The organism is Sphingorhabdus sp., assembly GCF_044239005.1.
In the GTDB taxonomy this organism is placed as follows: Bacteria; Pseudomonadota; Alphaproteobacteria; order Sphingomonadales; family Sphingomonadaceae; genus Sphingorhabdus_B.
Genome location: NZ_JBIICH010000011.1, coordinates 1 through 24,838, shown reverse-complemented (window position 1 = coordinate 24,838; position 24,838 = coordinate 1). Strand labels below are relative to the sequence as shown.

At 56.6% G+C, this 24,838-nt stretch carries 23 protein-coding genes and 1 tRNA gene; 12 read left to right on the top strand and 12 right to left on the bottom strand.

Translation table 11 applies throughout. The features are described from left to right. Window positions 1-594 carry a TlpA family protein disulfide reductase gene (locus tag ACILQA_RS01770; protein WP_395628137.1) on the top strand — a complete coding sequence of 198 codons (594 nt, stop codon included), beginning with the start codon at window positions 1-3 and terminating at the stop codon, window positions 592-594. 12 nt (window positions 595-606) lie between these two features. Here the strand turns inward: ACILQA_RS01770 and ACILQA_RS01765 are convergent, their stop codons facing one another. The 3 genes from ACILQA_RS01765 to ACILQA_RS01755 all read right to left on the bottom strand — a co-directional run bounded on the left by ACILQA_RS01765 (window position 607) and on the right by ACILQA_RS01755 (window position 1,968). Next, a complete protein-coding gene (locus ACILQA_RS01765) occupies window positions 607-816 on the bottom strand; it encodes a hypothetical protein (RefSeq protein ID WP_395628136.1) in 210 nt (69 codons plus the stop codon). Window positions 817-908: 92 nt separating this feature from the next. Further along, window positions 909-984 (bottom strand) — tRNA-Val (locus tag ACILQA_RS01760). Window positions 985-1,035: 51 nt separating this feature from the next. Beyond that, on the bottom strand, window positions 1,036-1,968 hold the full coding sequence (locus tag ACILQA_RS01755) for a hypothetical protein (RefSeq protein WP_395628135.1): 933 nt from the start codon (window positions 1,966-1,968) through the stop codon (window positions 1,036-1,038). A gap of 260 nt (window positions 1,969-2,228) precedes the next feature. Here ACILQA_RS01755 and ACILQA_RS01750 point away from each other — a divergent pair, with 260 nt between their 5' ends. Both ACILQA_RS01750 and ACILQA_RS01745 read left to right on the top strand, forming a co-directional pair. Continuing rightward, complete coding sequence (locus ACILQA_RS01750) at window positions 2,229-4,307, top strand: M3 family metallopeptidase (protein ID WP_395628134.1); 2,079 nt, start codon at window positions 2,229-2,231, stop codon at window positions 4,305-4,307. 146 nt (window positions 4,308-4,453) lie between these two features. Beyond that, complete coding sequence (locus ACILQA_RS01745; RefSeq protein ID WP_395628133.1) at window positions 4,454-4,714, top strand: hypothetical protein; 261 nt, start codon at window positions 4,454-4,456, stop codon at window positions 4,712-4,714. Window positions 4,715-4,717: 3 nt separating this feature from the next. Here ACILQA_RS01745 and ACILQA_RS01740 read toward each other — a convergent pair whose 3' ends face one another. After that, window positions 4,718-5,554: a S1/P1 nuclease gene (locus ACILQA_RS01740; RefSeq protein WP_395628132.1), complete on the bottom strand. Its 837-nt coding sequence runs from the start codon at window positions 5,552-5,554 to the stop codon at window positions 4,718-4,720. Window positions 5,555-5,659: 105 nt separating this feature from the next. On the opposite strand from ACILQA_RS01740, the gene ispG reads away from it, so the two are divergent. Genes ispG through ACILQA_RS01725 form a run of 3 tightly spaced genes read left to right on the top strand, consistent with a single transcriptional unit; the run spans window position 5,660 to window position 8,186 of the window. Then, entirely contained in the window at window positions 5,660-6,799 is a 1,140-nt protein-coding gene (ispG, locus tag ACILQA_RS01735; protein WP_183939244.1) for a flavodoxin-dependent (E)-4-hydroxy-3-methylbut-2-enyl-diphosphate synthase, read from the top strand. Then, window positions 6,796-7,281 carry a GNAT family N-acetyltransferase gene (locus ACILQA_RS01730; protein ID WP_395628131.1) on the top strand — a complete coding sequence of 162 codons (486 nt, stop codon included), beginning with the start codon at window positions 6,796-6,798 and terminating at the stop codon, window positions 7,279-7,281. Before ispG ends, ACILQA_RS01730 begins: the two co-directional genes overlap by 4 nt. A 2-nt stretch (window positions 7,282-7,283) precedes the next feature. Next, a complete protein-coding gene (locus ACILQA_RS01725; protein ID WP_395628130.1) occupies window positions 7,284-8,186 on the top strand; it encodes a DMT family transporter in 903 nt (300 codons plus the stop codon). Between the two features lie 143 nt (window positions 8,187-8,329). Here the strand turns inward: ACILQA_RS01725 and ACILQA_RS01720 are convergent, their stop codons facing one another. The 7 genes from ACILQA_RS01720 to ACILQA_RS01690 are packed head-to-tail and all read right to left on the bottom strand — an operon-like array spanning window position 8,330 to window position 16,013. Then, on the bottom strand, window positions 8,330-9,520 hold the full coding sequence (locus ACILQA_RS01720) for a serine hydrolase domain-containing protein (RefSeq protein WP_395628129.1): 1,191 nt from the start codon (window positions 9,518-9,520) through the stop codon (window positions 8,330-8,332). Continuing rightward, window positions 9,517-10,311, bottom strand: a complete 795-nt coding sequence (locus ACILQA_RS01715) for an SDR family NAD(P)-dependent oxidoreductase (protein ID WP_395628128.1) — start codon at window positions 10,309-10,311, stop codon at window positions 9,517-9,519. The genes ACILQA_RS01720 and ACILQA_RS01715 overlap by 4 nt, the downstream gene beginning before the upstream one ends. Continuing rightward, a complete protein-coding gene (locus tag ACILQA_RS01710; protein WP_395628127.1) occupies window positions 10,311-11,093 on the bottom strand; it encodes an SDR family NAD(P)-dependent oxidoreductase in 783 nt (260 codons plus the stop codon). The genes ACILQA_RS01715 and ACILQA_RS01710 overlap by 1 nt, the downstream gene beginning before the upstream one ends. Before the next feature lie 24 nt (window positions 11,094-11,117). Next, entirely contained in the window at window positions 11,118-12,200 is a 1,083-nt protein-coding gene (locus ACILQA_RS01705) for a phosphotransferase family protein (protein ID WP_395628126.1), read from the bottom strand. Beyond that, complete coding sequence (locus ACILQA_RS01700; protein ID WP_395628125.1) at window positions 12,197-13,285, bottom strand: Zn-dependent alcohol dehydrogenase; 1,089 nt, start codon at window positions 13,283-13,285, stop codon at window positions 12,197-12,199. Before ACILQA_RS01700 ends, ACILQA_RS01705 begins: the two co-directional genes overlap by 4 nt. Further along, complete coding sequence (locus ACILQA_RS01695; protein WP_395628124.1) at window positions 13,282-14,565, bottom strand: acyl-CoA dehydrogenase family protein; 1,284 nt, start codon at window positions 14,563-14,565, stop codon at window positions 13,282-13,284. The genes ACILQA_RS01700 and ACILQA_RS01695 overlap by 4 nt, the downstream gene beginning before the upstream one ends. Before the next feature lie 32 nt (window positions 14,566-14,597). Continuing rightward, the gene (locus ACILQA_RS01690; protein WP_395628123.1) at window positions 14,598-16,013 is read right to left on the bottom strand and encodes an MFS transporter; all 1,416 of its coding nucleotides are present in this window, start codon (window positions 16,011-16,013) and stop codon (window positions 14,598-14,600) included. Window positions 16,014-16,225: 212 nt separating this feature from the next. On the opposite strand from ACILQA_RS01690, the gene ACILQA_RS01685 reads away from it, so the two are divergent. The 4 genes from ACILQA_RS01685 to purL all read left to right on the top strand — a co-directional run bounded on the left by ACILQA_RS01685 (window position 16,226) and on the right by purL (window position 22,260). Next, complete coding sequence (locus ACILQA_RS01685) at window positions 16,226-17,386, top strand: acyl-CoA dehydrogenase family protein (RefSeq protein WP_395628144.1); 1,161 nt, start codon at window positions 16,226-16,228, stop codon at window positions 17,384-17,386. A 4-nt stretch (window positions 17,387-17,390) separates the two neighbouring features. Next, window positions 17,391-18,527: an acyl-CoA dehydrogenase family protein gene (locus tag ACILQA_RS01680; protein WP_395628122.1), complete on the top strand. Its 1,137-nt coding sequence runs from the start codon at window positions 17,391-17,393 to the stop codon at window positions 18,525-18,527. Window positions 18,528-18,540: 13 nt separating this feature from the next. After that, window positions 18,541-19,335, top strand: a complete 795-nt coding sequence (locus ACILQA_RS01675) for an SDR family NAD(P)-dependent oxidoreductase (protein WP_183939267.1) — start codon at window positions 18,541-18,543, stop codon at window positions 19,333-19,335. Between the two features lie 726 nt (window positions 19,336-20,061). Beyond that, complete coding sequence (gene purL / locus ACILQA_RS01670; protein ID WP_395628121.1) at window positions 20,062-22,260, top strand: phosphoribosylformylglycinamidine synthase subunit PurL; 2,199 nt, start codon at window positions 20,062-20,064, stop codon at window positions 22,258-22,260. A gap of 177 nt (window positions 22,261-22,437) precedes the next feature. Here purL and ACILQA_RS01665 read toward each other — a convergent pair whose 3' ends face one another. Then, entirely contained in the window at window positions 22,438-23,214 is a 777-nt protein-coding gene (locus tag ACILQA_RS01665; RefSeq protein WP_324478648.1) for a Coq4 family protein, read from the bottom strand. Window positions 23,215-23,340: 126 nt separating this feature from the next. Between ACILQA_RS01665 and ACILQA_RS01660 the strand changes: the two genes are divergently transcribed. Then, the gene (locus ACILQA_RS01660; protein ID WP_395628120.1) at window positions 23,341-24,570 is read left to right on the top strand and encodes a DUF418 domain-containing protein; all 1,230 of its coding nucleotides are present in this window, start codon (window positions 23,341-23,343) and stop codon (window positions 24,568-24,570) included. A 54-nt stretch (window positions 24,571-24,624) separates the two neighbouring features. Beyond that, window positions 24,625-24,795 (top strand): (2Fe-2S)-binding protein, encoded by a 171-nt coding sequence (locus ACILQA_RS01655; protein ID WP_333569958.1) that lies wholly within the window; start codon window positions 24,625-24,627, stop codon window positions 24,793-24,795. Window positions 24,796-24,838: the final 43 nt, after the last annotated feature.

The window sequence follows — 24,838 nt, the reverse complement described above, 5'->3', positions numbered from 1 at the left end:
ATGCGCTTTGTAATTGCCTTAATCCTTTTAGTGCTGGCTGGCTGCGATAAAGAAAGCCAACCCAAGGGGCAAGCGCAACCCGCATCCACGGCCAAGGCAGGCGCATCTGACAAGGTCGATATTACTCTTGAAAGCGCCAATGGCATGCGCGCCACGCTCAGCTACACATTTGCAGGCCAAAAAGCGCCATCGGCAACTTTTGCCGATGCGCAGGGTCAGGATGTGAGCCTTGCCGATTTTGAAGGCAAGCCGTTGCTGCTCAACATCTGGGCAACATGGTGCGCACCGTGCAAAGCGGAAATGCCGACGCTGGATGCGCTGGCAGCGTCGGAAAAAGGCCGGATGAACGTGATCGCTGTGTCGCAAGACCTTGAAGGACGCGCACCTGTTGTTGCCTTTTTCACGGAAACAGGGGTCAAGAATTTGGTGCCCTATACCGATGCTGATAATGCACTATTGACGGCGTTCAACAACGCGATCGCGCTGCCCACCACCATATTATATGACAGCGATGGCAAAGAAGTGTGGCGCGTGGCCGGCGGTGTGGAATGGGATGAGGCCGAAATGGCAAAGCTGCTGCGCGCAGCGGACTAATAGGTCCTGACCCTACATCAATATCCGGCGGACGCGCTGCTTTTCCAATTTTCGCACAGGCAGTGATTCGGTTGGTGACCGCACGACCACATGTTTGTGGCGGGGATCATTGCAATTGGTGATTTCCGCTTGATCGGTTTCCCGGGCAAAGGCTGTGTCGGGTAAAAACCCTGCCGACAATAGGATGAAGCCTGTGCCCAATGTTGCAAAAAGTCGCCGCATGGCGACAAAATGCCAGCAGAAAACTTTATGAACTATGAATGGAAAAAGGGTGTCCTGCATTTTTGGTGCCTCGAACGGCCATTATCCAAAAATGGTGGGCGCTAACGGGCTCGAACCGCTGACCCTCTCGGTGTAAACGAGATGCTCTACCAACTGAGCTAAGCGCCCCACTAGGGGAAGCGCGCCTTTGCCAAAGCGTTTTGGCTTTTGCAAGCCTAATCAGATGATCGGAGCGGAACGGATGCCGATTGCGACAAAATAATCATCGAGCTTGGCAGATGTTTCGTCCGACAGTTCAATGAAAACCCGCCGTGCATCGGCTGGATCCTGACGCCGGACGAGCATACCGCTTTCGGTCATTGCGGTAATCCACCGCAATGCAGTCGTCGGGGGAACCGCAGCGGCAATACACAGGCTGGAAACCGACACATGCTGCCCTTCTTGCCCGGCAGCCTTTAGGTCTAGCAAAATATCCCAGGCCGGGTCCGCGAACAGATCGGGCGGAAAATAACGCTCCCGCATACGGCGCAGCTTGATGATCTCGCGCAGCATTTGGGGGTCCGTCGCGTCCGCGCGCATAGCACTGGTGGGTGGAAATCCCTGAAACCCACCCAATGGCGCTGGCCGAAAGGAAATAGCTTTGTCGGATACCGACGTTTTGGGTTCCGAATCGGCCATGCGGGCAAGAGTGCGGGCAAATTCTGCAAGCTCGTCGCTGATTCGGTGCAGCGATCCGAATGGAACATCACGGTTCGTGTCATGCAGTCGGTCCATTTCGCCCCGTCCAAACGCCCCCGCCAAAATCGGCATCGCCTCAATGTAGTCAGCGTCGACAAAAAAATGGCACTGGCCTTGCGGAAGCGCTGCATAAGCGTCCTCGAGCCCGTCCATATTGGTCCACACCAACGCAGTGCTCCGATGCATTTGAAGATACCGCGATATGCGCGCTAGGAAATCTGCGGGTATATCCATTTTGGACGTAAAATGGACCAAAATGAAATCCGTCCGCTGTGTATCGTCCATCACCAGCGCGGTGCAGCCCATTAAGGACAATAATCGCTTGAGTTCAGCGACGCGTTGCGCCGTGCCGCCGACGATCATGGCCGTGCGGCCATCGATGCTGGAACCGAAGGTGGACGGGGGTTTTGCCATATATATATTCTCCCGGAAATGCGAATAGGGGCCTCACGTCGCGAACGCGCGATGCTTGCGGTGCGCGCCATGTACAATTTATATCCATTTTGGAAGTAACAGTTTTGGCCGACTGGTTGTTTGCAAGGCGCCCCTGATGCGCTAATCCCCCTTTTCATTGCGCCTGCGCATACGGGCCGCAAAATGCAGAGGAGCATATTTAGGTGAAAACGGGAAAAATCATGTTGAGCGCAGCGGCGCTTTTAATGTCAGGAGTTGCGATGACGGCGGTTGCACAAGCGAAAGAAATGAAGTCCGGCCAATCGGCCAGCGACCCCGTGTTGCTTCAAGAATGGACCGGGCCTTATGAAGGCGTGCCGCCATGGGACAAGGTTAAAGTTGCGGACTTCCCGGCCGCGTTTCAGGCAGCCATGAATGCATCAAAGGCCGAGTTTGAAGCGATGCTCGCAAAGCCCGAAGCCATCACGTTCGACAACACCATCACCGCCAGCGAACTGTCCGGCGAAAAAATCGGGCGTTTATTCTCGATCTGGGGTGTGCATTCATCCAACCTGTCGAACCCCGAAGTCCGCAAAATTCAGGCGGAATGGGAACCAAAGGTTAGCGCGTTCTTCTCCGAACTCTCGCTGGATGCCCGTTATTTCCAGCGCGTCAAATATCTCTACGATCAGCGCGCCAATCTTGGACTAGATGCCAAACAAATGCGTCTTTTGGAGCGGACCTATGACGGTCTGGTCCGCAATGGAGCGATGCTCGATGCGGGCAAGAAAGCAGAAGTCATCCGCATAGAGACCGATCTTGCCAAGAAATTCTCTGCTTTTTCCGAAAAGGTTCTGGCGGATGAAGAAACCTTCATCCTCATAACCGACACGGCGGACCTTGCGGGTTTACCCGAAAGCTATGTCGCGGCGATTCAGGCTGCGGCCAAGGCAAAGGGCCAGGCCGGTTGGGCCGTCGTGAACACCCGTTCTGCCGTGCAGCCTTTCCTTGAAAATTCAACGCGGCGCGATTTGCGTGAAAAGGTCTGGCGTGCGTTCACGATGCGCGGCGATAACCAGAACGCGAACGACACCAACGCGACCATCGCCGAAATATTGAAACTGCGTCAGCAGCGCGCCGAAATCCTGGGCTTCCCGACCCATGCCCATTACCGCATGGCCGACACGATGGCGAAGGACCCGAACAAGGCGATGGACCTGATGATGAAGGTCTGGCCTGCTGCTGCCGCCCGCGTCAAAGAAGAAGTGGCCGACATGCAGGCCATCGCCAATGCCGACAACATCACGATCGCGCCATGGGATTATCGTTTTTACGCCGAAAAGGTGCGCAAAGCGAAATATGACCTCGATCAAGAAGCGATTAAACCTTATTTCCAGTTGGATAATATGGTCGCCGCGATGTTCGACGCCGCGGGCAAGCTATATGGCATGAGCTTCTCCGAAAACACGGGCACAGTCCCTGTGTTCGAACCCAAGGTGCGGACATTTGAGGTTAAGCGCGATGGCAAGGTCGTTGGCTTGTTCTACCTCGACAATTTCGCGCGCGCCGGCAAGCGTTCGGGCGCATGGATGACCACTTATCGCAGCCAGCATACATTGGGCGGCAAGAATGACATCGTGCTGGCATCGAACAACAACAACTTCGTGCCCGGCGCCGATGGCGTGCCAACGCTGATCAGCATTGATGACGCGTCGACATTGTTCCACGAATTCGGTCACGCGATCCATTATCTGAACTACGACATCACATGGCCGGGCCTTGGCGGCACGCCGCGCGACTTTGTGGAATATCCAAGCCAGGTGAACGAAAACTGGCTGCTGACGCCTTATGTGCTCAACACTTATGCCAAGCATTATAAAACAGGGGAGCCAATCCCGGCCGCCTTGGTCGAAAAAATCCGCGCGAGTGATACGTTCAACCAAGGCTTTTCGACCGTGGAATATCTGTCGAGCGCCATTTTGGATATGAAGCTGCATAACCGCAGCGAACCCGTCACCGATCCGCGCGCATTTGAACGCGATACGCTCGCCGAAATCGGCATGCCCAAGGAAATGGCGATGCGCCATCGCCTGCCGCAGTTTAACCACCTGTTTGCCGATGATGGCTATTCGGCGGGTTATTACAGCTATCTCTGGTCCGAAACGATGGATGCCGATACATGGGCGGCCTTCACCGAAAAGGGCGATGTCTGGGACAAGGAAACAGCCGAGCGGTTCCGGTCGATGTTGCTGGCAACGGGCAATGAAACCGACCGGATCGAAGCCTATCGCGCATTTCGTGGTCGCGATCCTGATGTGAAATATATCATGAAAAAGCGCGGTTTCCCGACGGGCGAATAACGCTTTTTATCAAACCAAAACGGGGCTGCGCAGGCGAAATTCTGCGCAGCCCTTTTTTGTTGATTTCCCGAGCGCCCATACAGAAAATAAGCTATTGTTGCGTGCGGCCTTGGCAAAACGCGGGCGTCCGCCAAAGGAGATGTGAGATGCGTGACCTATTCTTCGGCAAAGAACCTTGGTTTCGGGCAAAACGTTTCGGCTATGGCGCTGGCCTGCCGTTCAAGTGGCAGGGATGGGCCGTGCTCGGCTTTTATCTTCTTGCGATGATTGGCTTGGCGCTGCTTGCGGACAATGATCAAGCGATACCCACAATAGTGACGGTCGCGCTCATGTTGATCGTGACCGGCATTTTCACCATCATCGTCCGCAACCACACCGAGGGCGGCTGGAAATGGCGCGGGCTTTAAGGGTTAACGCAGCGCTTGGTCCAATAAGCGCGCGAGCCTGATCCCGCCGCGTTCGACCTGCTGGCGTAATGCGGCGCGTGACGCAGCGATGTCGGCTTCATCAATGACGACGGGTGCGGTTGGCTTTGCGCCACATGGGTCGCCATCGACCGCGCGGGGATAGACAATCTCTTTAGATATTGCCCAATTTTCTTCGCTCCACAGGCGCGCATTGCCTTGTTTGATAGCTGCTTTCTCCGCGGGCGAAAACACGCGCACAATCGCCGGTGCGGCAGAAAGCGCGCGGTCGGCGAGCAAGCCATCCCACACCATATGCAAATTATATCCCCGCATATTGCCATATATGACCTTTAGATCATTGCCGCCGCGGTCCGCACGGTCACCGGCGTGCAATGGCTGGTGAATGTCACCCACAAAATGCACGAGAAAAGCCAGCGCCTGCAAACGGAGATGCGCAGGCAGCGCCTTGTTCGACAGTAACGCAAAGTTGCGGTCGATCTGCGCCGACACGCAGTTTCCGTCGGCGCACGCGCTTTTCAGATCGAACGGCTTGCAGATATCGACATTCTGATAATGCCAGCTGTTGGTGTAGCCCCAGCGCGCACGATCGCTCTTGATGCAATCCGCCCAGACGCTGACGTCGCCGATATTGCGCATTGTGCATTTGGGCGTGCCGAGCATCGGCGCTGCACGCAACAGACGTTGCATATTCGCGCGCGCATTGGGCGACATATTGGCCTGTGCAATGTGCGCCACGGTTTCATGCCCATATTCCCAATAGGCCTGAACAGGGGCAAGTGGTGCGACAAGGACGAGAAGAGCAATGAGCAAGCGTTTCATGTGCGCGCCATAGTTTGTAACGGCGTGTAAATCAAAGCAACAATCGCGTGTTGGAAGTATAGGATGATGATTGCGGGAATATTCCAAGCCGCCTATATCCCCCCAATGTCTTCCATTCGCCCTTGGCGCGATATCGCGCGTCGTCAGTCCCGCCAAATCATGGTGGGTAATGTTCCCGTTGGTGGAAATGCCCCGATTGCGGTGCAAACGATGACCAACACGCTGACCAGCGATGCCGCCGCGACCATCGCCCAAATCCGCCGCTGTGAAGATGCAGGGGTCGATATCATCCGCGTGTCCTGCCCTGATGTCGAAAGCACCGCTGCGCTGAAACAGATCGTGCGCGCCGCCAATGTGCCCATCGTCGCCGACATTCATTTCCATTATAAACGCGCGCTTGAGGCGGCGGACGCTGGCGCTGCGTGCTTGCGGATTAACCCAGGCAATATCGGCTCGTCCGAGCGCGTGAAAGAGGTCGTCAACGCCGCCAAGGCCAATGGCTGCGCGATCCGTATTGGTGTGAACGCCGGATCCTTGGAAAAGGACCTGCTTGAAAAATATGGCGAGCCCTGTCCCGAAGCGCTGATCGAAAGCGCGCTTGACCATATCAAGCTGCTGCAAGACCATGATTTCCACGAATATAAGGTCGCGGTCAAAGCGTCCGACGTATTCCTTGCGGTTGCGGCCTATATGGGGCTGGCCGAGGCGGTGGATTGCCCGCTGCATCTTGGGATTACCGAAGCGGGCGGATTGATTGGCGGCACAGTCAAATCATCCATCGGCATGGGCAATATGCTCTGGGCCGGAATTGGCGACACCATCCGCGTCAGCCTGTCTGCCGAACCCGAAGAGGAAGTTCGCGTTGGCTATGAAATCCTCAAGGCATTGGGCCTGCGTACGCGCGGCGTGCGCGTCGTCAGCTGCCCCAGCTGTGCCCGCCAAGGTTTCGACGTCATCCGCACCGTGCAAAAGCTGGAGGACGCGCTGAGCCATATCAAGACGCCCATGTCACTCTCCGTGCTTGGCTGCGTCGTCAACGGCCCCGGCGAAGCGCGCGAAACCGATATTGGCATCACCGGCGGCGGCAATGGCAAGCATATGGTCTATCTGTCCGGCGTGACCGATCACCATGTCGAAAATGACGACATGGTCAGCCACATCGTCAAACTGGTCGAAGCCAAAGCGGCCGAGATCGACGCCGGCACCAGCGTCAGCATGGATACGTTGCACGGGAAAGCGGCTTGATCCTCTCCATTCGTTCGGCGACGCCAGCCGACATTTCGCTCATTGGCCAGTTCATCCGTGACCTCGCGGAATATGAAAAGCTTGCCCATGAAGTGCGTTTTGATGAAGCGGTGATGGCGCAAAAGCTGTTTGGGCCGCGCCCCTTTGCTGAGGTGTTGATCGGTGAGATTGACGGCACGCCGCAGGGCTTTGCATTGTTCTTCCACAATTTTTCGACCTTTGAAGGGCGTCCGGGGATTTATCTGGAGGATCTGTTCGTCCGGCCCGACGCGCGTGGCTCGGGCCTTGGCAAGGCATTGCTGGGTAAGCTTGCGGCGCTTGCTGTGGAACGCGATTGTGCGCGGCTGGAATGGTCGGTGCTCGATTGGAACACGCCCGCGATTGATTTTTACAAGGCGCTTGGCGCACGTCCGATGGACGAATGGACGGTGTACCGGGTCGATGGCGATGCCCTGACGGGCCTTGCGGCGCATAGCATTTAGCCATGGCTGAATTGCACCCGCGCCCCTTTATCCCATTCATGGTGGCAGCGGCTGGTGTCGGCACATTTTCGCTGATGGACGCGGCGATGAAGGATCTGGCGCTCTCCATTGGTGCGTATAATGCGGTGATGTGGCGCAACACCGTCGGTGCGTTGTTGATGGGCGTTTTGTTCGTCGGCACGCGGCAGAAATGGCCGTCACTAAATCTGCTGAAAATCCATTTGTGGCGCAGCATCGTCGTCGCGGTGATGGCGGTCAGTTTTTTCTGGTCGCTCACGAAATTGCCTTTGGCCGAAGCCATTGGTCTCAGCTTCATCGCGCCGGTCATCGCGCTATATCTTGCCGCCGTGATGTTGAAAGAAACCATTGGTAAAGAGGCGATCTGGGCGTCGCTGACGGGTTTGGGCGGCGTTGCCATCATCATGGCGGGCCGGTTGAGCGGACATTATACGATGGACCATATCTGGGGTGCTGCTGCGGTTTTGTTTTCGGCGGTGGTGTTTGCCTATAACCTCATTCTCGCGCGGCAGCAGGCGCAAGTCGCTGGCCCAATCGAGATCGCCTTTTTCCAGAATCTGTTTGTGGCGTTAACGCTGGGCCTTGTCGCGCCATGGTTTTTGCAGCCCATCGGCATGTCTGATGCCCCAATGGTCGTCAGTTCCGCGGCGCTGGCCGTTATCTCTCTGCTCCTATTAAGCTGGGCATATGCACGTGCAGAAGCGCAGATTTTGATTCCGGTCGAATATACCGCCTTCGTCTGGGCAGCGTTTTTCGGCTGGCTGTTTTTCGCCGAACCCGTCACCTGGCCTGTGCTTTTGGGCACGGCGTTGATTGTGGGCGGAAGCCTGATTGCGGCACGGGCAAAACCCGTGCCGGTCAATCAGGTGGAGATTGCGACGGTTTAGGGGGTCGGTTTGCTCCGAAAATTTTTTGCCCATCCACAACGTCGTCACCCTGAACTTGTTTCAGGGTCTATTTTCGGCCCGCGTGGCACGATGGATGCTGAACCAAGTTCAGCATGACGTGGTTTATGTGCAAAACAGTTCGTTTAGGCTGTCAGCGCCGAATAGATCATCGTCTTGATTTCGCGACGCACCGGATAGGTGGTCGATGGCAGCAATTGCGTCATGAAAATCATGATGATGTCTTCCACCGGATCGACAAAAAAGGCGGTGGAATACATGCCACCCCAATAAAAATCGCCGTTGGAACATGGCGCCAATGTCGCCGCGCTGTCGATGGTCGTGGCAAAGCCAAGGCCAAAGCCAATGCCGGCCATTTCGGCCTCGCTAAACAAAGACTTCGACATTTGCGTCAGGTCTTGGCCGCCCGGAATATGGTTGGCGGTCATCAATTCTATCGTTTTGGGGCTCAAAATTTGTGCGCCATCCAACGCGCCGCCATTGAGCAGCATCCGGCAAAAACGGTGATAGTCGGCTATGCTCGACGCAAGGCCGCCGCCGCCGGAGTTGAACGTCCAACCCTTGGCCCAGGCACTTTCGGACCCGGCCTTGTCGATCAGCTTCATCTTGGTGTCGGGGTCAAAGCTATAGCCGTCTGGGATGCGCGATGCCTTATCGGCGGGCACTTGGAAAAATGTATCGGCCATGCCCAGCGGCGCAAAGATATGCGTCTGGAAATATTCAGGCAGTGATAATCCGCTGATCCGTTCCACCAATATGCCGACAATGTCGGTGGCGACGGAATAATTCCACTGCGTGCCGGGGTCGAATTCCAGCGGGATTTGCGCCAGCGTGTCGATCACGCTTTGCGAAGTATTTTTGGTCCAGCTTTCAACATCGGTCTTGCGGTAGGCCGCGTCGATATTGCCCTGTTCCTGAAAGCTATAGGTAAAACCAGCGGTGTGGCGCAGCAGATCGACGATGCGCATCTGGGTCGTTGGCGGGCGCGTCATAAACGGCACATTGCCGCCGCCGCCCATAAATACGCCCAGTTTCGCAAATTCCGGAATATATTTGGCAACCGGCTCGGTCAGCGCAACCTTGCCCTGTTCGACCAGCTGCATGAACGCGACCGAGGTGATGGGCTTGGTCATCGATGCAATGCGAAAGATTGCGTCGTCGGCAACGCCTGAATTCCACTGAAGCGCGATATCATCACCGCGTCCGACCAGCAGCGCCGCAAACGGCAATTTGCCGCTGTCGAGATATTCGGTCTGAATGAATGCCGGTATCCGGGCCAGCCGGTCTGGACGGAAACCCAATTCTTCGGCGGTCATACGGCTGTTTGTCCTGTTAATTGGCGGGTTACGGGGTGTGAGCTGGAAAGGCCGCCGTCGACGGCAATGGCTTGACCATTGACGTAGCTGGCCTGATCACTCGCAAGGAACAAGGCGACATTGGCGAGCTCCTCCGGCTGTGCGCCGCGGCGCAGCGGGTTGAGACGGCCGATCTTGTCGGTCACGCCCTTTTCCTTGGCATAATCAAATGTCGGCTTGGTCATGCCGGTTTCGGTCAGGCCGGGGCAAATGGCGTTGCAACGGACATTGGTGCCCGACAATTGTTGCGCGCTGACTTGCGCCAGATTGATGACGCCGGCCTTCGATGCCGAATAAGGCGGGCCGCCTGCGCCCGAACGAATGCCCGCGACACTTGCGGTCAGGATGATCGAACCGCCATTGCCGGCATCAGCCATGACCTTGCCCGCATGCTTAACCATCAGCCAAGGGCCAATGAGGTTGACGCGCAAGACGCTGGTGAAATTTTCGACTGTGTTGTCGAAGATACCTTCCATGCCGCCGGAAATGCCCGCATTGGCAAAGGCGACATCCAGATGTCCGTGCAGCTCAATCGCCTTTGCGACAATCGCGGCGACATCTGCCTCATCACCTGCGTCCATCTGGACGGCGGTGGCGGCGTCGCCAATCATGGCGGCGGTGTCATGCACCGATGCGGCCATATCGCCCAAAACGACCTTTGCGCCCTCGGCGGCAAAGCGAATGGCCGATGCGCGGCCAATGCCTGAACCTGCACCTGTGATGATGGCTACTTTGCCTACTAATGCGCCCATTATCCTACTCCTCCGCCGCTGCTTGTCACGCCGCCGTCAATGACCATTGTTTGCCCCGTCATAAACGCGCCGGCCGGGGAAGCCAGAAATACTGCTGCGCCCGCAATTTCATGGGGCTCACCAATACGCTTTAGCGATGCGGTCGATGTCGATCGTTTCAATGTTTCGGGGTTGTCCCAAAGCGCCTTTGCAAAATCGGTCTTGATCAAGCCCGGCGCGATGCAGTTCACCCGCACACCTTTTGGTCCATATTCGTCGGCCAGATTGCGCGCCAGCTGCATGTCCGCTGCTTTGGAAATACAATATGCGCCAATGACGGACGATCCTTTCAGACCACCGATTGACGATATAATCGTAATAGACCCTTCGCCGCGTGCGATCATTTCCGGCGCAACCATGGAAATGAGCCAGTTGTTGGCGACGATATTGTTGGTCAGGATTTTGCTGAACGCGTCGTCGCTGATGTCCGCCATCGGGCCGTAATATGGGTTCGACGCCGCGTTGCAGACCAACGCTGTAATCTTGCCAAATGCTTTGCGACTGCCATCGACTAAAGCCTGCAGACTTTCCTTGGACGAAATATTGGCGGCAATTGCGACCGCTGTGCCTTCGCCATATTTCGCATTAAGCGCGGCGGCGACTTCATCGCAGACGTCAAGCTTGCGGCTGGATATGACGACCTTCGCACCTTGCTCGGCCATTTCTTCGGCGATTGCCTTGCCGATACCGCGCGATGATCCGGTGATAACCGCGACCTGCCCTCTCATGTCAAATAACGACATAGCACTCCCCCATGAAAGCCAAATTTACGCCCCGGCTTGTTCCGCAAATTTCCATGCGGATTGCGCGAGCGGGTACACACGTTCGGCCATCGCTTGTGCATGGGCCGAACTTGCGGTGCCATCGATGACGCGTTTTTTGATGCCCTGAATAATCCCCGCCAAGCGGAAGAAGTTATAGGCAAAATACCAGTTCATATCGGGCACGCCGTCACGGTTCGTTGCTGCGCAATAACGTTCGACCATCGCGTCTAATTCGGGGATGCCGAGTGCCGCGCGATCCAAATCCATGACGCCGGAGCGCCCTTCATTATGTGTGACCCATGCCATCGCGACATAGGTGAAATCCGCCAGCGGATCGCCAAGCGTCGACAGTTCCCAGTCGAGCACGGCAACAACATGTGGATCCTTTGCATCGAAAATCATGTTGTCGATGCGGTAGTCACCATGGACGACACTGGTGCGGGTTTGTTCGGGCAGCGTTTTGGGCAGCCATTCGATCAACCGCTCCATTTCGGGCATGACCTCGGTTTCCGCCAGTCGATATTGCTTTGTCCAGCGGTCCACCTGACGTCCGAAATAATTGCCGGGTTTGCCAAAATCGGACAGTCCGGCGGCGGCGATGTCCACATTGTGCAACGCGGCCAGCGTGTCGATCATCGCTTCATAGGTTGCTGTGCGCTCGGCCGGGTTCGACCCCGGCATCGCGCCGTCCCAAATGGTGCGGCCTTCGACCATATCCATGATGTAGAACCAGCTGCCGATGACGCTGTCGTCGGTGCACAGGCCATAGGGCTTGGCCACGGGAAAGCCTGTGGGATGAAGCCCGGCGATGACCTTATATTCGCGGTCCACGGCGTGCGCGCTGGGCAACAAAACACCCAATGGCTTGCGGCGCAGCACATATGACCCGCTTTTCGCGTTAAGCCGGTAGGTCGGGTTGGATTGCCCGCCGGCAAATTTCAGCGCCTGCACGGGGCCTTCAAAACCCGCGACATTGGCGGTCATCCATTCGGCAAGCTTGGCTTCGTCCAATATGTCCGTTCCGGTTGGTGCAACGGTGCCGGTAAAGGCCGTCTGTGCATCAATGGGTGTCGGCGCTGCGGTCATTGGTCAAATACGATAACCGAACGGGCAGCATCACCGCGCTTCATTTGGTCAAAGCCTTCATTGATACGTTCCAGCGGAATGGTTTCCGAAACGATGCTGTCGAGATCCAGCATGCCGCGCATGTAGAAATCAACGAGGCGCGGAATATCAACAGGGAAGCGGTTGCCGCCCATGATCGCACCTTGCAGTTTCTTGCCCGACAGCAAATCCATTGCCGACAGTCCGACCGAATGCTGCAGCGGCATCATGCCCAGTATCGTTGCAGTCCCGCCGCGCTTGAGCGATTTGACGGCAAGCTCACCCGACGCGGGGCGGCCGACAGCTTCAATCGCATGATCGACGCCGCCCTTGGTCAATTCCTGAATTTGCTTGGCTGCATCAGCATCCATTGGGTCGATGACATCGGTTGCACCCAGCTTCATCGCCAGTGCACGCTTTTCAGGCATGGGATCAGCCGCAATGATACGGCCCGCGCCAGCAATTTTCGCCGCGTTAATCGTCGCAAGACCAACGCCGCCACAGCCGATAACGGCAATGGTTTCACCGGGCGTTACTTTGCATGCGTTGAAAATCGTGCCTGCACCTGTGGTGACGGCACAGCCAATGACCGATGCCTTATCAAGCGGCATTTCAGGGTTAATCGCAACGCACGCATGTTCGTGCACCAGCATCATTTCGGCATAAGCCGACAGGTTCAGCATCTGGTTGACGATGCTGCCATCGGGGCGTGTCAGGCGCGGGGCTTCGCCGGGCTTGCGCCGCGTGTCGCCGCCAAGGCACAAGGACATCCGGCCAGACACGCAATATTCGCAATGGCCGCAAAATGCGCTCAGGCAGGTGACAACGGCGTCCCCGACCTTAACAGTGCGCACTTCGCTGCCCACAGCCTCCACAATACCCGCCGCCTCATGACCCGGAATCGCGGGCAGGGGGTGGGGATATGCGCCTTCGATGAAATGCAGATCGCTATGGCAAAGCCCGCAGGCCGCAGTGCGGATAAGCACCTCATGCGGCCCGGGGTTCGAAATGTTGATCTGTTCAATCTGAAGCGGTTTGCCCGCTTCGATCAGGACGGCAGCCTTCACCGTGTTGCCCCCATGTCACCGCTCGACATGCCTTCTTTGCCGCGGCCGCCATGTTTGCCCAATTCCATACGGGCGATGGCACGGGCGTGCACTTCATCCGGACCATCGGCGAGACGCAAGGTGCGCTGATGCGCCCATGCAGACGCCAGACCGAAATCGTCGGACACGCCGCCGCCGCCATGCGCTTGAATGGCGTTGTCGATGATGCTGAGCGCCATATTTGGTGCCTGCACCTTGATCATCGCGATTTCCGCAGCCGCTGCCTTGTTACCGACCTTGTCCATCATGTCGGCGGCCTTCAGGCAAAGCAGACGTGTCATTTCAATGTCGATACGCGCACGGGCAATGCGTTCTTCCCACACGCTGTGCTCGGCAACGGTCTTGCCGAAAGCAACGCGCGACTGAAGCCGCTTGCACATTTTCTCCAGCGCTTCTTCGGCGGTCCCGATGGTGCGCATGCAGTGGTGAATACGGCCAGGTCCAAGGCGCCCTTGCGCGATCTCGAAGCCGCGGCCTTCGCCCAGCAACATGTTGGATGCGGGAATGCGGACATCCTTGAGTTCGATTTCCATATGGCCATGCGGCGCATCGTCATATCCGAACACAGGAAGGTGACGCAGGATTTTAACGCCCGGCGAGTCGAGTTCCATCAACACCATCGATTGCTGCGCATGGCGCTTGGCTTCGAAATCGGTCTTGCCCATGACAATCGCGATTTTGCAGCGCGGGTCGCCTGCACCTGATGACCACCACTTAACGCCATTCAGGACATATTCGTCGCCTTCGCGGCGGATGGATGTTTCGATGTTGGTTGCATCGGACGATGCAACGGCTGGCTCGGTCATCAAAAAGGCCGAACGGATTTCGCCGTTCATCAGCGGGATCATCCACTTTTCTTTTTGCTCTGCCGTACCGTAGCGCAGGAACACTTCCATATTGCCGGTGTCGGGCGCGGAGCAGTTATACACTTCGGATGCAAAACCGATGCGGCCCATTTCTTCGGCGCACAGGGCATATTCCATGTTGGTGAGGCCCGGACCATCGAAATGGACGCTGTCGTCGACATGCACGCGGCCCGACGTTGGCGGCATGAACAGGTTCCAAAGACCAGCGGCTTTCGCCCGTGCCTTTTCCTCTTCAACGACTTGAAGCACTTTCCAACGGTCGCCCACGGCCTGTTCGGCATAATAATCGGCAACGCGCGGACGCAGGAAGCGTTCGTTATGGTCGCGAATGCGGTCCCGCCAGTAAGTTTGTTTGTCGGTGAGATCGAAATTCATGACTCATTCCTCTTCCATATTTAATTGAATAGTTAACTGGCAGACTCTGCCGATGTGTTCAAGGCGCGCAAGCGTTCATTATGACTTTCACGCGAAATTGGGAAATGCCGTAGGATAAGAATGCCAATAATTCCAAGGACGGCCACTACGCCCATATAATATAACGCCAGCCCATCAAGGACAGCGACATCCACTTTGCCCGGCGCTGCATTTTGCGGGAACTGGGCAAAGCTCAATATCATGCCAGCGGCAAAGGTGCCGATACCAACGGCGCATTTCTGCATGAAGAAATAGCCTGCGAAAAACAGCCCTTCGGAACGCCTGCCCGTTTCTTGCTGCGATGCCTCCACGACATCGGCCATCATCGACGATGTCAGCATCATCATGCCGATAGCGGTGCTGTTGGAAAATATGAGGAAGGAAAACATGAATGCGACCGACGGGTCCGATGGCCCACCGGGCACAAGATCAAGCAGCCAACTGGCGTACAAAGCGGTGTTGAAGCTGAGCGATAGCAGGGCAAGCAGGATAGCGCCGTTTTTCTTGCCAAGGCGCGCAGACAGCGGCGGAACAATGAAAAATGCGATGATGACCGTGCCGAACAGGAGAAGCGCGTAATAGAGCATCTCCATCTGCTGTAGCTGCCACAGAAATGCGAGTTGATAGTTGCTGAGCGCAAAGGTGAGGCCCTGATTGATAAGGGCGAACAACGCGGCCGACACCAGCCAGAGGAAGGCTTTGTTGGACAGCGTTGCCTTCACCTCGGCAAGCGCATGGCCAAGGCCCGCGCCGCGCGGGGCAGGGGGGGATTGTTTGGCGACATGGCGGTGCTGGCCCAGTGCTGAAATCAGCACGGCGCCCGTCATCATCAGCGCCCCCCAGACGGAATAGGCATCATATCCCGCAGGGTCGCTCACCCCCTTTTCGCCGGTAAAGAAAATGCCATAGGCGAAAATCAGCATCAGCAATCCGCCGGCCCAGCCAAACAGAAAGCGGTACCGCATCAATCGCGTGCGTTCGTCATAATCGCCGGTCAGTTCCGGCACCAAAGCAATCGACGGGACTTCGCACATAGCCACCAATGTGCGCGCCAATACCGCGGTGCAGAACAGCCAGATGATCGTTCCGGTCTGCCCCATTTCGGGCGGGTGCCACAGCAGCAGCCAGATAATGCCGAGCGGGATTGCCGCGCCGTATAACCATGGCAGGCGGCGGCCCCATTTGCTTTGCGTGCGGTCGGATAGCTCGCCAATAATCGGGTCGGCAAAGGCATCAAAAATCAGCGCCGCCATAATCACAGTGCCGACAAGCCCCGCGTCAATGCCCAGCACCTGATTATAAAAAATCAGCAGAAAAACCGAAAAGCCATTGTCCTTCACGCCATAGGCTACCGAGCCTAGACCATGCATGACCTTCAACGATCGGGGAAGTGGGACTGCTTGGGTCATGGAAAGTTAAATGACGCTGCGCGAAAGGGTAGTTTTTCCGTCGAATCGCACGTTGTGTCTCTCCTGTTTCCTGCCTTCATGCTAGGCTTGCTTCTTGGCCTGTCAATCGCGATGCAAATGACGTTACGGCATGCTTCGCTCACCGATAAGCGCTTGCGTTTCTGCGCGTGACCGCCCAAAAATTCATCACGCAATTAAATTAGGAGAGCATGATGTCCGAGCTTGAAACTTTCCGCGCCGAAGCGCGCGCCTGGCTGGAGGAAAACTGCCCCGCTGAAATGCGCACGCCTGCAAAGGGTGACGAAGATGTCTGCTGGGGCGGCCGCAATTTTGTGTTCCAATCCGACGCGCAAAAGCTGTGGCTCGAACGCTGCGTGGCGAAGGGGTACACCGTGCCCGATTGGCCCAAAGCTTATGGTGGCGCTGGCCTTAGCCCGCAGGAAACCAAAGTCCTGCGTCAGGAAATGGCAAAGCTTGGTTGCCGTTCGCCGCTGAACAGCTTTGGCATATGGATGCTTGGCCCCGCACTGTTAAAGTTCGGCACTGAAGAGCAAAAAGTGCATTATATGGGCCAGATCGCGCGCGGCGAAATCCGCTGGTGTCAGGGCTATTCCGAACCCGGCTCAGGCAGTGACCTTGTATCGATGCAGACCTTTGGCGAAGACAAGGGCGATCATTGGGTCGTCAATGGCCAGAAAATCTGGACGTCCTATGCGGACAAGGCCGACTGGATTTTCTGCCTCGTGCGCACCGACAAGACCAACAAATATCAGGGCATCAGCTTCCTGTTGTTCGACATGGAAACGCCCGGCGTTACGACCAAGCCAATCAAGTTGATTTCGGGTAACTCGCCGTTCTGCGAAACATTCTTCGACAATGTCGTGGTGCCCAAGCACCAGATCGTTGGCGAATTGAACCGCGGATGGGATGTTGCGAAATATCTGCTCGGGCATGAGCGCGAGATGATTTCCGGCATGGGCGGCGATGGCGGCGTCACCTCCATCGGTGCGGCGATGAAGGCTGTATTGACGGAAGAACCCGTGCTGCGCGCGCAGATGGCATTGTTCGATGTCGAAAATCTGACATTCCGTGCGCATGGCGAACGGTTCATGGACGAATGGAAAACCGGCAAGGCGCATCCTGCGTATTCCAACCTGATGAAATATGTCGGGACCGAGCTGAATAAAAAGCGCAACGAACTGGTGATGTCGATCGGCGGAACGCAGGCGCTGGAATGGGAAAGCGAACGTTCCAACGGCGGGTCAAAGGCACGCAACTGGTTGCGGACCAAAGCGAACTCGATTGAAGGCGGCACCAGCGAAGTCATGCTGAACGTCGTATCCAAACGCATCCTCGAAATGCCAGGAGCTTAAGACCATGGCGATGACATTGAACGACGACCAGAACATGCTGCGCGAAAGCGCGCGTGATTTCATGGCGAGCGAAGCCCCCGTCACCCATTTCCGCAAATTTCGCGACATGGGTTGCAAGGATGGTTTTAGCCACGGCCTGTGGAAGCAGTTTGCCGAAATGGGCTTCACCGGCATCCTTATTCCCGAGGCTGAAGGTGGCATGGGCATGGGCCAGATTGAGGCTGGAATCGTGCTGGAAGAAATTGGCCGTAACCTTTCGCCTTCGCCATTTCTGACGACATCGGTTGCCGCCGTTGAAGCGTTGAAGCTGGCTGACAAAGCGATGCGTGACCGCTGGTTCCCCGGCATTTTGGCGGGCGAAACGGTTATCGGCATTGCGATTGAAGAAGGCGTAAAGCACCGGCCCGAAAAAATTGCCTGCGTCGCCGAACGCAGTGGCAATGGTTTTAAACTGACCGGACACAAGCAATTTGTTGTGCAAGGCACGTCTTCGGACATGCTGATCGTCGCCGCACGGACCGCTGGCGCGGTGGGAGAGACCGACGGCCTGACATTGTTCGCCGTCGACAAGGACGCGGCGGGCCTGTCGATGGAGGCGGCACGTTTGGTCGATTCCGCAATGGCCGCGCATGTGAAGCTCGACGGTGTTCAGGTGAATGCCGACGCTGTCATTGGTGACGTTGACGGCGGCTGGGCTGTGCTTTCCAAGATGCTCGACGCGGGCCGCGTTGGTGCAGCCGCCGAAATGGTTGGCGTGGGTACAGGCGCAATGGACATGACCTTCGATTATCTGAAAACCCGCAAGCAGTTCGACCGCGTCATCGGCGAGTTCCAAGCGCTGCAACACCGCGCCGCGCATCTTTATGGTGAAATGGAAGGCGCGCGTTCGATTGTGCTGAAGGCGCAATCATTGATGGATGAAGGCCATGCCAAGGCGGAGCTATATGTTGCCGCCGCCAAGGCGAAAGCAGGCCTTGCATGCAATCTTGCGGTACGCGAAGGCGTGCAAATGCATGGCGGCATTGGCATGACCGATGAATATGACATCGGCCTTTATATGAAGCGCGACCGCGGGCTGAATGAATTTTTCGGCGATGCATATTATCACGCAGACCGCGTGGCGACGATGAACGGTTATTAAAAGGACACCGAAAATGGACATTCAAACTTTATTCAACCTCAATGGCCGCGTGGCCCTGGTCACCGGCGGATCGCGCGGAATCGGCAAGATGATTGTCGAGGGCTATTTGAAAGCGGGCGCGGCACGCGTGTACATCAGCGCGCGCAAGGTTGACCAAATCGAAGAGACCGTTGCCGAATTTGGCAATCAGGTTATTGGCCTGCCGTGCGATCTGTCGACCGTTGACGGTTGCCTTTCACTCGCGGCACAAATTGCCGAGCGTGAGGAAAAGGTCGACATTTTGGTGAACAATGCAGGTGCGGCATGGGGCGCCGACTTTGGCCAATTCCCCGAAGCCGGCTGGGACCGCGTGATGGACCTGAACGTCAAATCCTTGTTCTTCCTGACGCAAGCTTTGCATCCGCAGTTGAAAGCGGCCGCGACATTTGATCGGCCCGGCAAGGTCATCAACATCGCGTCGATTGACGGCCTGCGCATCAACCCATGGCAAACCTACAGCTATCAGGCATCAAAGGCTGCGGTCATTCACCTGACCCGCCGTTTGGCTGCCGAGCTGGTCAAGGACAACATCCTTGTGTCGGGCATTGCGCCGGGCGCGTTCCAGTCGGACATGAACAAAGCGGCGCGTGACCATGCCGATGCTGTCGGCAAAAATATCCCGTTCCCGCGCATCGGAACACCCGAAGACATGGCGGGACTCGCGATTTTCTTGGCGGCGCGTGCGGGCGATTATATCGTTGGGGAAACAATTGCGTGCGACGGCGGCATCGTCAACGCATCGCTTCCCGGTAATGGAATTGCGCCTTAACGGCTTTTTTCATCCGTACATTCGAATGCATTTGACGCATTTCTAAGGAAATTAGGGTGAGTTGCAAAACGTGCAACTCACCCTATTCTTTTCGCAATTGCAGCATAAACGCGCCGCCCCTATTTGCGCCTCAACGGCAAGCAATTGCCGACATACAGATTGACCGGGCGGCTCTCCTCCTCCTCTCTCCCTCGCCCCCGGACAATATTACGGCCTCCATGCACTGCGTGGAGGCCGTTTCTGTTTCACCCGCAAAGTTGTTCTCCATATTGTCCACCGCGAACTGGCCTGCCTGTGGATAACTCGCCTTTTACTGCTTTGTGCGACTCGAAAAGCATGAGACCTTCAAATCATCAGGCAGACAGGCTGAGACGCAAAGTGGAACCGGAAACGGGAAAGCAGATCGGACCAGAGTGGATGCAGGATCACCAAATCAGCAGGCAATCGGTCGCAAGACCGGGAATGTGGCAGAGGCGGTGGGTACGAAGACAACGAATATCATGTGCGGCCGATCGCAAGAAAAGCAACGCCAGATAGGATACCCAAGGTACCAAGGTGAACTGAAAAGACTTTCGGGTCAGATTGGGGAACCGGACGTCAGAAAGCGGAAAGAATGGCCCTAGTGGCCAAGGACTTCCAAAATCAGACGCAGTGGGCGCTGGTAGCAATACCAGCGCCCATTTATTTTATGTGGCACAAAAATCGCCGCGTCGCTAAGGCCGTTTCATGTCTGAAATCACGCCCCAAATCGTCGCCGACCATGGTCTCAATGAAGAAGAATATGCGCGCATTTTGCACGCCATGGGCCGTGTGCCCAACATGGTCGAACTCGGCATATTTTCGGTGATGTGGTCGGAACATTGTTCCTACAAATCGTCACGCATCCATTTGAAGAAACTGCCGACCGAGGCACCGTGGGTCATTTGCGGCCCCGGTGAGAATGCCGGCGTAATCGACATTGGCGAAGGCCCGAACGGCAGCAAGCTTGCCGCGATCTTCAAAATGGAATCGCACAACCACCCGTCATATATCGAACCCTATCAGGGTGCAGCGACGGGCGTTGGCGGTATCTTGCGCGACGTCTTCACAATGGGCGCGCGCCCTGTGGCGAATATGAACGCCCTGCGCTTCGGACGCCCCGACCATCCCAAGATGAAGCATCTCGTGCAGGGCGTGGTTGCGGGCATTGGCGGCTATGGCAATTGTGTTGGCGTGCCCACCGTGGGCGGCGAAACCAATTTCCACCCGGCTTATGACGGCAACATCCTCGTCAACGCCATGACCGTTGGCGTCGCGGATCAGGACAAGATTTTCTATTCGGCCGCAACCGGCCTTGGCAATCCGATCGTCTATGTCGGGTCCAAAACAGGCCGCGACGGTATTCATGGCGCGACCATGGCATCGGCGGATTTTGGCGCAGACATTGAAGAAAAACGCCCGACGGTTCAGGTCGGCGATCCGTTCACTGAAAAGCTGCTGATTGAGGCATGCCTTGAACTCATGGCGTCGGACGCGATTGTCGCGATTCAGGATATGGGCGCGGCTGGCCTGACCAGCTCAAGCGTCGAAATGGCGACCAATGGCAAGGCCGGCATCATCCTCGACATGGACAAGGTGCCATGCCGCGAAGAGGGCATGACGCCGTATGAAATGATGCTGTCGGAAAGCCAGGAGCGCATGCTCATGGTGCTCAAGCCCGGCCGTGAGGAATTTGCGAAGGCCATTTTCGACAAATGGGAACTCGATTTCGCGGTTATCGGCGAAGTGACCGACACCGGTCATATGGTGCTGACGTGGAAGGGCGAAGTCGTCTGCGACATTCCGCTTGGACCATTGGCCGAAGACGCGCCTTTGTACGACCGCCCCGCGGCGTCGAAGGAAGAATATAAGGCATGGGCCAATGTCCAGCCGCTTGGCGATGTTCCCGCCAGCAAAGACCTAGGCGCCGATTTGCTCAAGCTGATGGCAAGCCCTGATATCGCCAGCCGCGCGTGGATTTGGCAGCAATATGATAGCCAGGTCGGCGGTGACACGGCGCAGCTTTCGGGCGGCGATGCAGCCGTCGTGCGCATCCATGGCACCAACCGCGCGCTGGCGATGAGCACCGATTGCACCCCGCGTTATTGCTATGCCGACCCCTATGAAGGCGGCAAGCAAGCGGTTGCAGAAACCTATCGCAACATCAGCGCCGTCGGCGCAACGCCGCTTGCGATTACCAACTGCCTCAATTTCGCCAACCCGCAGCGGCCAGAAATCATGGCGCAAATCGTCGGCTGCCTCGAAGGGATGGGCGACGCCTGCCGCGCGCTCGATTACCCAATCGTGTCGGGCAATGTCTCGCTCTACAACGAAAGTAAGGCAACCGGCGGTGGCAGCGCGATTTTGCCGACGCCAGCCATTGGCGGCGTGGGTGTGCTTGAAGACGTCGGCAAAATGGCGACGATTGGGTTCAAAACCGACGGCGACGGCATTTTCGTCATTGGCCACAATAATGGGCATCTGGGCCAGTCATTATGGCTGCGTGAACTGCATGGCCGCGAAGACGGCGCCGCGCCATCGGTCGACCTTGGCCAAGAACGCGCGCACGCCGAATTTGTCCGCCAGCTGATTCAAGACGGCAAGGTCAATGCGGTGCATGACGTTGCCGACGGTGGTTTGCTTGTGGCCTTGACCGAAATGGCGTTGGCCAGCGGCAAGGGAATTGCGCTGGAAGAAATTGGCGATGCCTTCACCGCATTTGGCGAAGATCAGGCGCGCTATGTTGTGACCAGCGCCGCTGCGGACCAAATACAGGCCGCAGGCATTCCGATGACGCGGATCGGTACGGTTGGCGGAACGTCGGTGAAGGGCCCCGGTTTCGAGGTCGAAATAGCCGACCTCCGCACCGCCCACGAAAGCTTCTTTAAGGACTGGATGGAAGCCTAAAGCTTAACGCCAATCGGCGGCGTGCATTCGGCCAATTTCATCGCGCATCTCTGCGTCCTCTGCGCCTCTGCGTGCAAAATGGATTCACGCAGAGGCGCAGAGGACGCAGAGTTAAAACACACAGATAACGTCGACTGGGCCCGAAAGCACCGATCCGTCACAACCGTTCGCCTGTTGTTAAACGGCAGGTGCCAGCAGATTATACGGATCAATACCGCCTGAACGCATCGCTGCATGCGCGGCTTTGTAGGTCACTGGCTCTGCGATGCCCAAACGCTTACGTGCGTCGGCCAAAGGCTCGCGTAACAAAGCGGCGATATCTTCCTGAACGATGTTCTTCGCCGCTTTGCCGATACGATAGCCTTCGTGGACGGCTTTCATAATCGGCGCAGATTTCGCGACGCGATATTTCAGTTCCAGTCCGCCGGCATAGGCAATGAAGCCGACGCCCAGATTGTGGTTTTGCGCATAGGTAAAACCAAGCACGCATTGTTCACCCAGCGCGTCACGGCCATATCCCGTTAGGATGTGCAGCATGTCATGGGTATCGCGCAAGCGGTCGCCATAACGTTCAACCACATCGCCAAAATCGGGATAGGATGTCCGGAATTGGGCATATTCGGCCTCAAGACCCGCCGCGCTCAAACCTTCGCGCTCCATGAACTCGACATAGGCACGGCCAACGGTGCCGGCTGGCAGCTTTTTGATGCTATCATGGTCATCGAGCATGTCGATGAGGCGCTCATTGCTTTCGAGCAATGCCTTGCCCTTGGGTGTTTCCCAAAACTTCCGCGCCATTTCGCCGAACTTGCGACCGCTGAGCGCCGCAATGATGTGAAACACCTGCTCTGTGTCTTCTTTATTTGCGATCAGCTTACGAAAATGACGCCACGCTTTCAGCGGCTGAATCTTTGCAGGGGGGCGATCAGGATGCGAGAAATACAGTTCGGTCATGGCGAATCCAAAGCTAATTATGCGATAGGGATATTTGCTACCTACATTCATGTCAATAACAAAAGCTTAACGCGCTGGACGGGTTTCGCGGACTTCTGTATTAATCAAATAACACAGGGGAATGCCATGCAGACATCGGAAAGCAGATACATCACGCTGGACGCCATGCGCGGCTTTGCGGTGATGGGCATATTGGCGATGAATATCATCGGCTTTGCGATGCCCGAATGGGCCTATATCACCCCTGCGGCCTATGGCGGTGAAACCTTTGCCGACCGGATGGCGTGGCTGTTTTCCTTTGTGTTCATCGACGGCAAAATGCGCGGGCTGTTCTCGCTGCTGTTCGGTGCGAGCCTGATTTTGATAACGGAGCGCGCGTCGTCCAAAGGCGAAAGCGCGGCGCATGTGCACTATCGGCGCATGGCGTGGCTCGCGGTCTTCGGCCTCGTGCATTATTTCTTCATTTGGTTTGGCGACATATTGTTCCTGTACGCCATGGCCGGGATGGTCGCTTTTCTGTTCCGCGACTGGGCGCCCGTGCGTTTGGTCAAATGGGCGTTGATTATCTTTAGCGTCGGCCTTGTCTTTTGGGGGCTGCAATTTGGCGGATTGCAAATCCTGCAATATCTGGCGACCCAGCCCGACGCGTCGGCGGATTTGGTGCGGCAATATAATGACGTGAAATCGAGCCCTGATTTCAGCTTTGATATCCCGGCGCAGGTCGATCTGCACCGCGGCCCATATCTACAGATTGTCGCGGACAAGCTCGCCGATTGGCCGGCTTTGTTTGGCATGATGTTCATGTCGATTGCCGAAACGCTGCCGCTGATGATGATCGGCATGGCCATGAACAAAAGCGGGTTCATTTTGGGTCTTTGGTCGCCCGCGGATTACCGCCGCTGGGCATGGCGGTTGGTGCCGGCTGGTCTGATCGCGACTGGCCTGCTCGCGCTGTGGATGATCGTCAGCCAATATGACGCGGTTACGGCACTCGCGATTATCTTCTTTTGGGGGGCGATACCGCGCCTCATGCTGACCATCGGATATGCGGCGGTGCTGATTTTGCTCATTGCACGTTTTGGCGGCAGTCCGCTGATGTCGCGTGTCGCCGCCGCCGGACGCGCGGCCTTTACCAATTATCTTGGTACCAGCATCATCATGACGACCCTTTTCTACGGCTATGGTTTTGGCCTGTTCGGCGAAGTTAGCCGTCTTGGTCTGTGGGCATATGTGCTGACGATGTGGGCGGTGATGCTGTCATGGTCGCAACCATGGCTGACAAAACATCGCTATGGCCCGTTGGAGTGGTTGTGGCGCAGCCTCGCCCGCGGGCAGATGCAGCCGATGCGTCGTTAATGCTATTGCAATCAATTCGCATTAACACTATGAACGCCTCTTAGGAGATGTTTCATGGTCGTTTGCGTGTGTAATGCCATCCGGGAAAAAGACCTGCGCGCTGCGGTGCGTTGCGGTTCTGAGCGTCCGAACGATGTGTACGCGCGCCTTGGTCGCAAACCGAAATGCGGCCAGTGCCTGACCTTTGCCCGAAATATTATCAGCGCCGGACCTGCGACCGCGTAGCATTAGCTATCCGATAATTGGCGGTTTCACGGCACTTTTCGCC

What these genes read in the sequence shown, in the direction of transcription:
- ACILQA_RS01660 (WP_395628120.1), top strand. Translation starts at nt 23,341, where the DNA reads ATGCAGACATCGGAAAGCAGATACATCACGCTGGACGCCATGCGCGGC.
- ACILQA_RS01745 (WP_395628133.1), top strand. Translation starts at nt 4,454, where the DNA reads ATGCGTGACCTATTCTTCGGCAAAGAACCTTGGTTTCGGGCAAAACGT.
- ACILQA_RS01710 (WP_395628127.1), bottom strand. Translation starts at nt 11,093, where the DNA reads ATGTCGTTATTTGACATGAGAGGGCAGGTCGCGGTTATCACCGGATCA.
- ACILQA_RS01695 (WP_395628124.1), bottom strand. Translation starts at nt 14,565, where the DNA reads ATGAATTTCGATCTCACCGACAAACAAACTTACTGGCGGGACCGCATT.
- ACILQA_RS01740 (WP_395628132.1), bottom strand. Translation starts at nt 5,554, where the DNA reads ATGAAACGCTTGCTCATTGCTCTTCTCGTCCTTGTCGCACCACTTGCC.
- ACILQA_RS01705 (WP_395628126.1), bottom strand. Translation starts at nt 12,200, where the DNA reads ATGACCGCAGCGCCGACACCCATTGATGCACAGACGGCCTTTACCGGC.
- ACILQA_RS01715 (WP_395628128.1), bottom strand. Translation starts at nt 10,311, where the DNA reads ATGGGCGCATTAGTAGGCAAAGTAGCCATCATCACAGGTGCAGGTTCA.
- ispG (WP_183939244.1), top strand. Translation starts at nt 5,660, where the DNA reads ATGTCTTCCATTCGCCCTTGGCGCGATATCGCGCGTCGTCAGTCCCGC.
- ACILQA_RS01765 (WP_395628136.1), bottom strand. Translation starts at nt 816, where the DNA reads ATGCGGCGACTTTTTGCAACATTGGGCACAGGCTTCATCCTATTGTCG.
- ACILQA_RS01685 (WP_395628144.1), top strand. Translation starts at nt 16,226, where the DNA reads ATGTCCGAGCTTGAAACTTTCCGCGCCGAAGCGCGCGCCTGGCTGGAG.
- purL (WP_395628121.1), top strand. Translation starts at nt 20,062, where the DNA reads ATGTCTGAAATCACGCCCCAAATCGTCGCCGACCATGGTCTCAATGAA.
- ACILQA_RS01720 (WP_395628129.1), bottom strand. Translation starts at nt 9,520, where the DNA reads ATGACCGCCGAAGAATTGGGTTTCCGTCCAGACCGGCTGGCCCGGATA.
- ACILQA_RS01750 (WP_395628134.1), top strand. Translation starts at nt 2,229, where the DNA reads ATGACGGCGGTTGCACAAGCGAAAGAAATGAAGTCCGGCCAATCGGCC.
- ACILQA_RS01675 (WP_183939267.1), top strand. Translation starts at nt 18,541, where the DNA reads ATGGACATTCAAACTTTATTCAACCTCAATGGCCGCGTGGCCCTGGTC.
- ACILQA_RS01690 (WP_395628123.1), bottom strand. Translation starts at nt 16,013, where the DNA reads ATGACCCAAGCAGTCCCACTTCCCCGATCGTTGAAGGTCATGCATGGT.
- ACILQA_RS01755 (WP_395628135.1), bottom strand. Translation starts at nt 1,968, where the DNA reads ATGGCAAAACCCCCGTCCACCTTCGGTTCCAGCATCGATGGCCGCACG.
- ACILQA_RS01770 (WP_395628137.1), top strand. Translation starts at nt 1, where the DNA reads ATGCGCTTTGTAATTGCCTTAATCCTTTTAGTGCTGGCTGGCTGCGAT.
- ACILQA_RS01655 (WP_333569958.1), top strand. Translation starts at nt 24,625, where the DNA reads ATGGTCGTTTGCGTGTGTAATGCCATCCGGGAAAAAGACCTGCGCGCT.
- ACILQA_RS01680 (WP_395628122.1), top strand. Translation starts at nt 17,391, where the DNA reads ATGGCGATGACATTGAACGACGACCAGAACATGCTGCGCGAAAGCGCG.
- ACILQA_RS01665 (WP_324478648.1), bottom strand. Translation starts at nt 23,214, where the DNA reads ATGACCGAACTGTATTTCTCGCATCCTGATCGCCCCCCTGCAAAGATT.
- ACILQA_RS01725 (WP_395628130.1), top strand. Translation starts at nt 7,284, where the DNA reads ATGGCTGAATTGCACCCGCGCCCCTTTATCCCATTCATGGTGGCAGCG.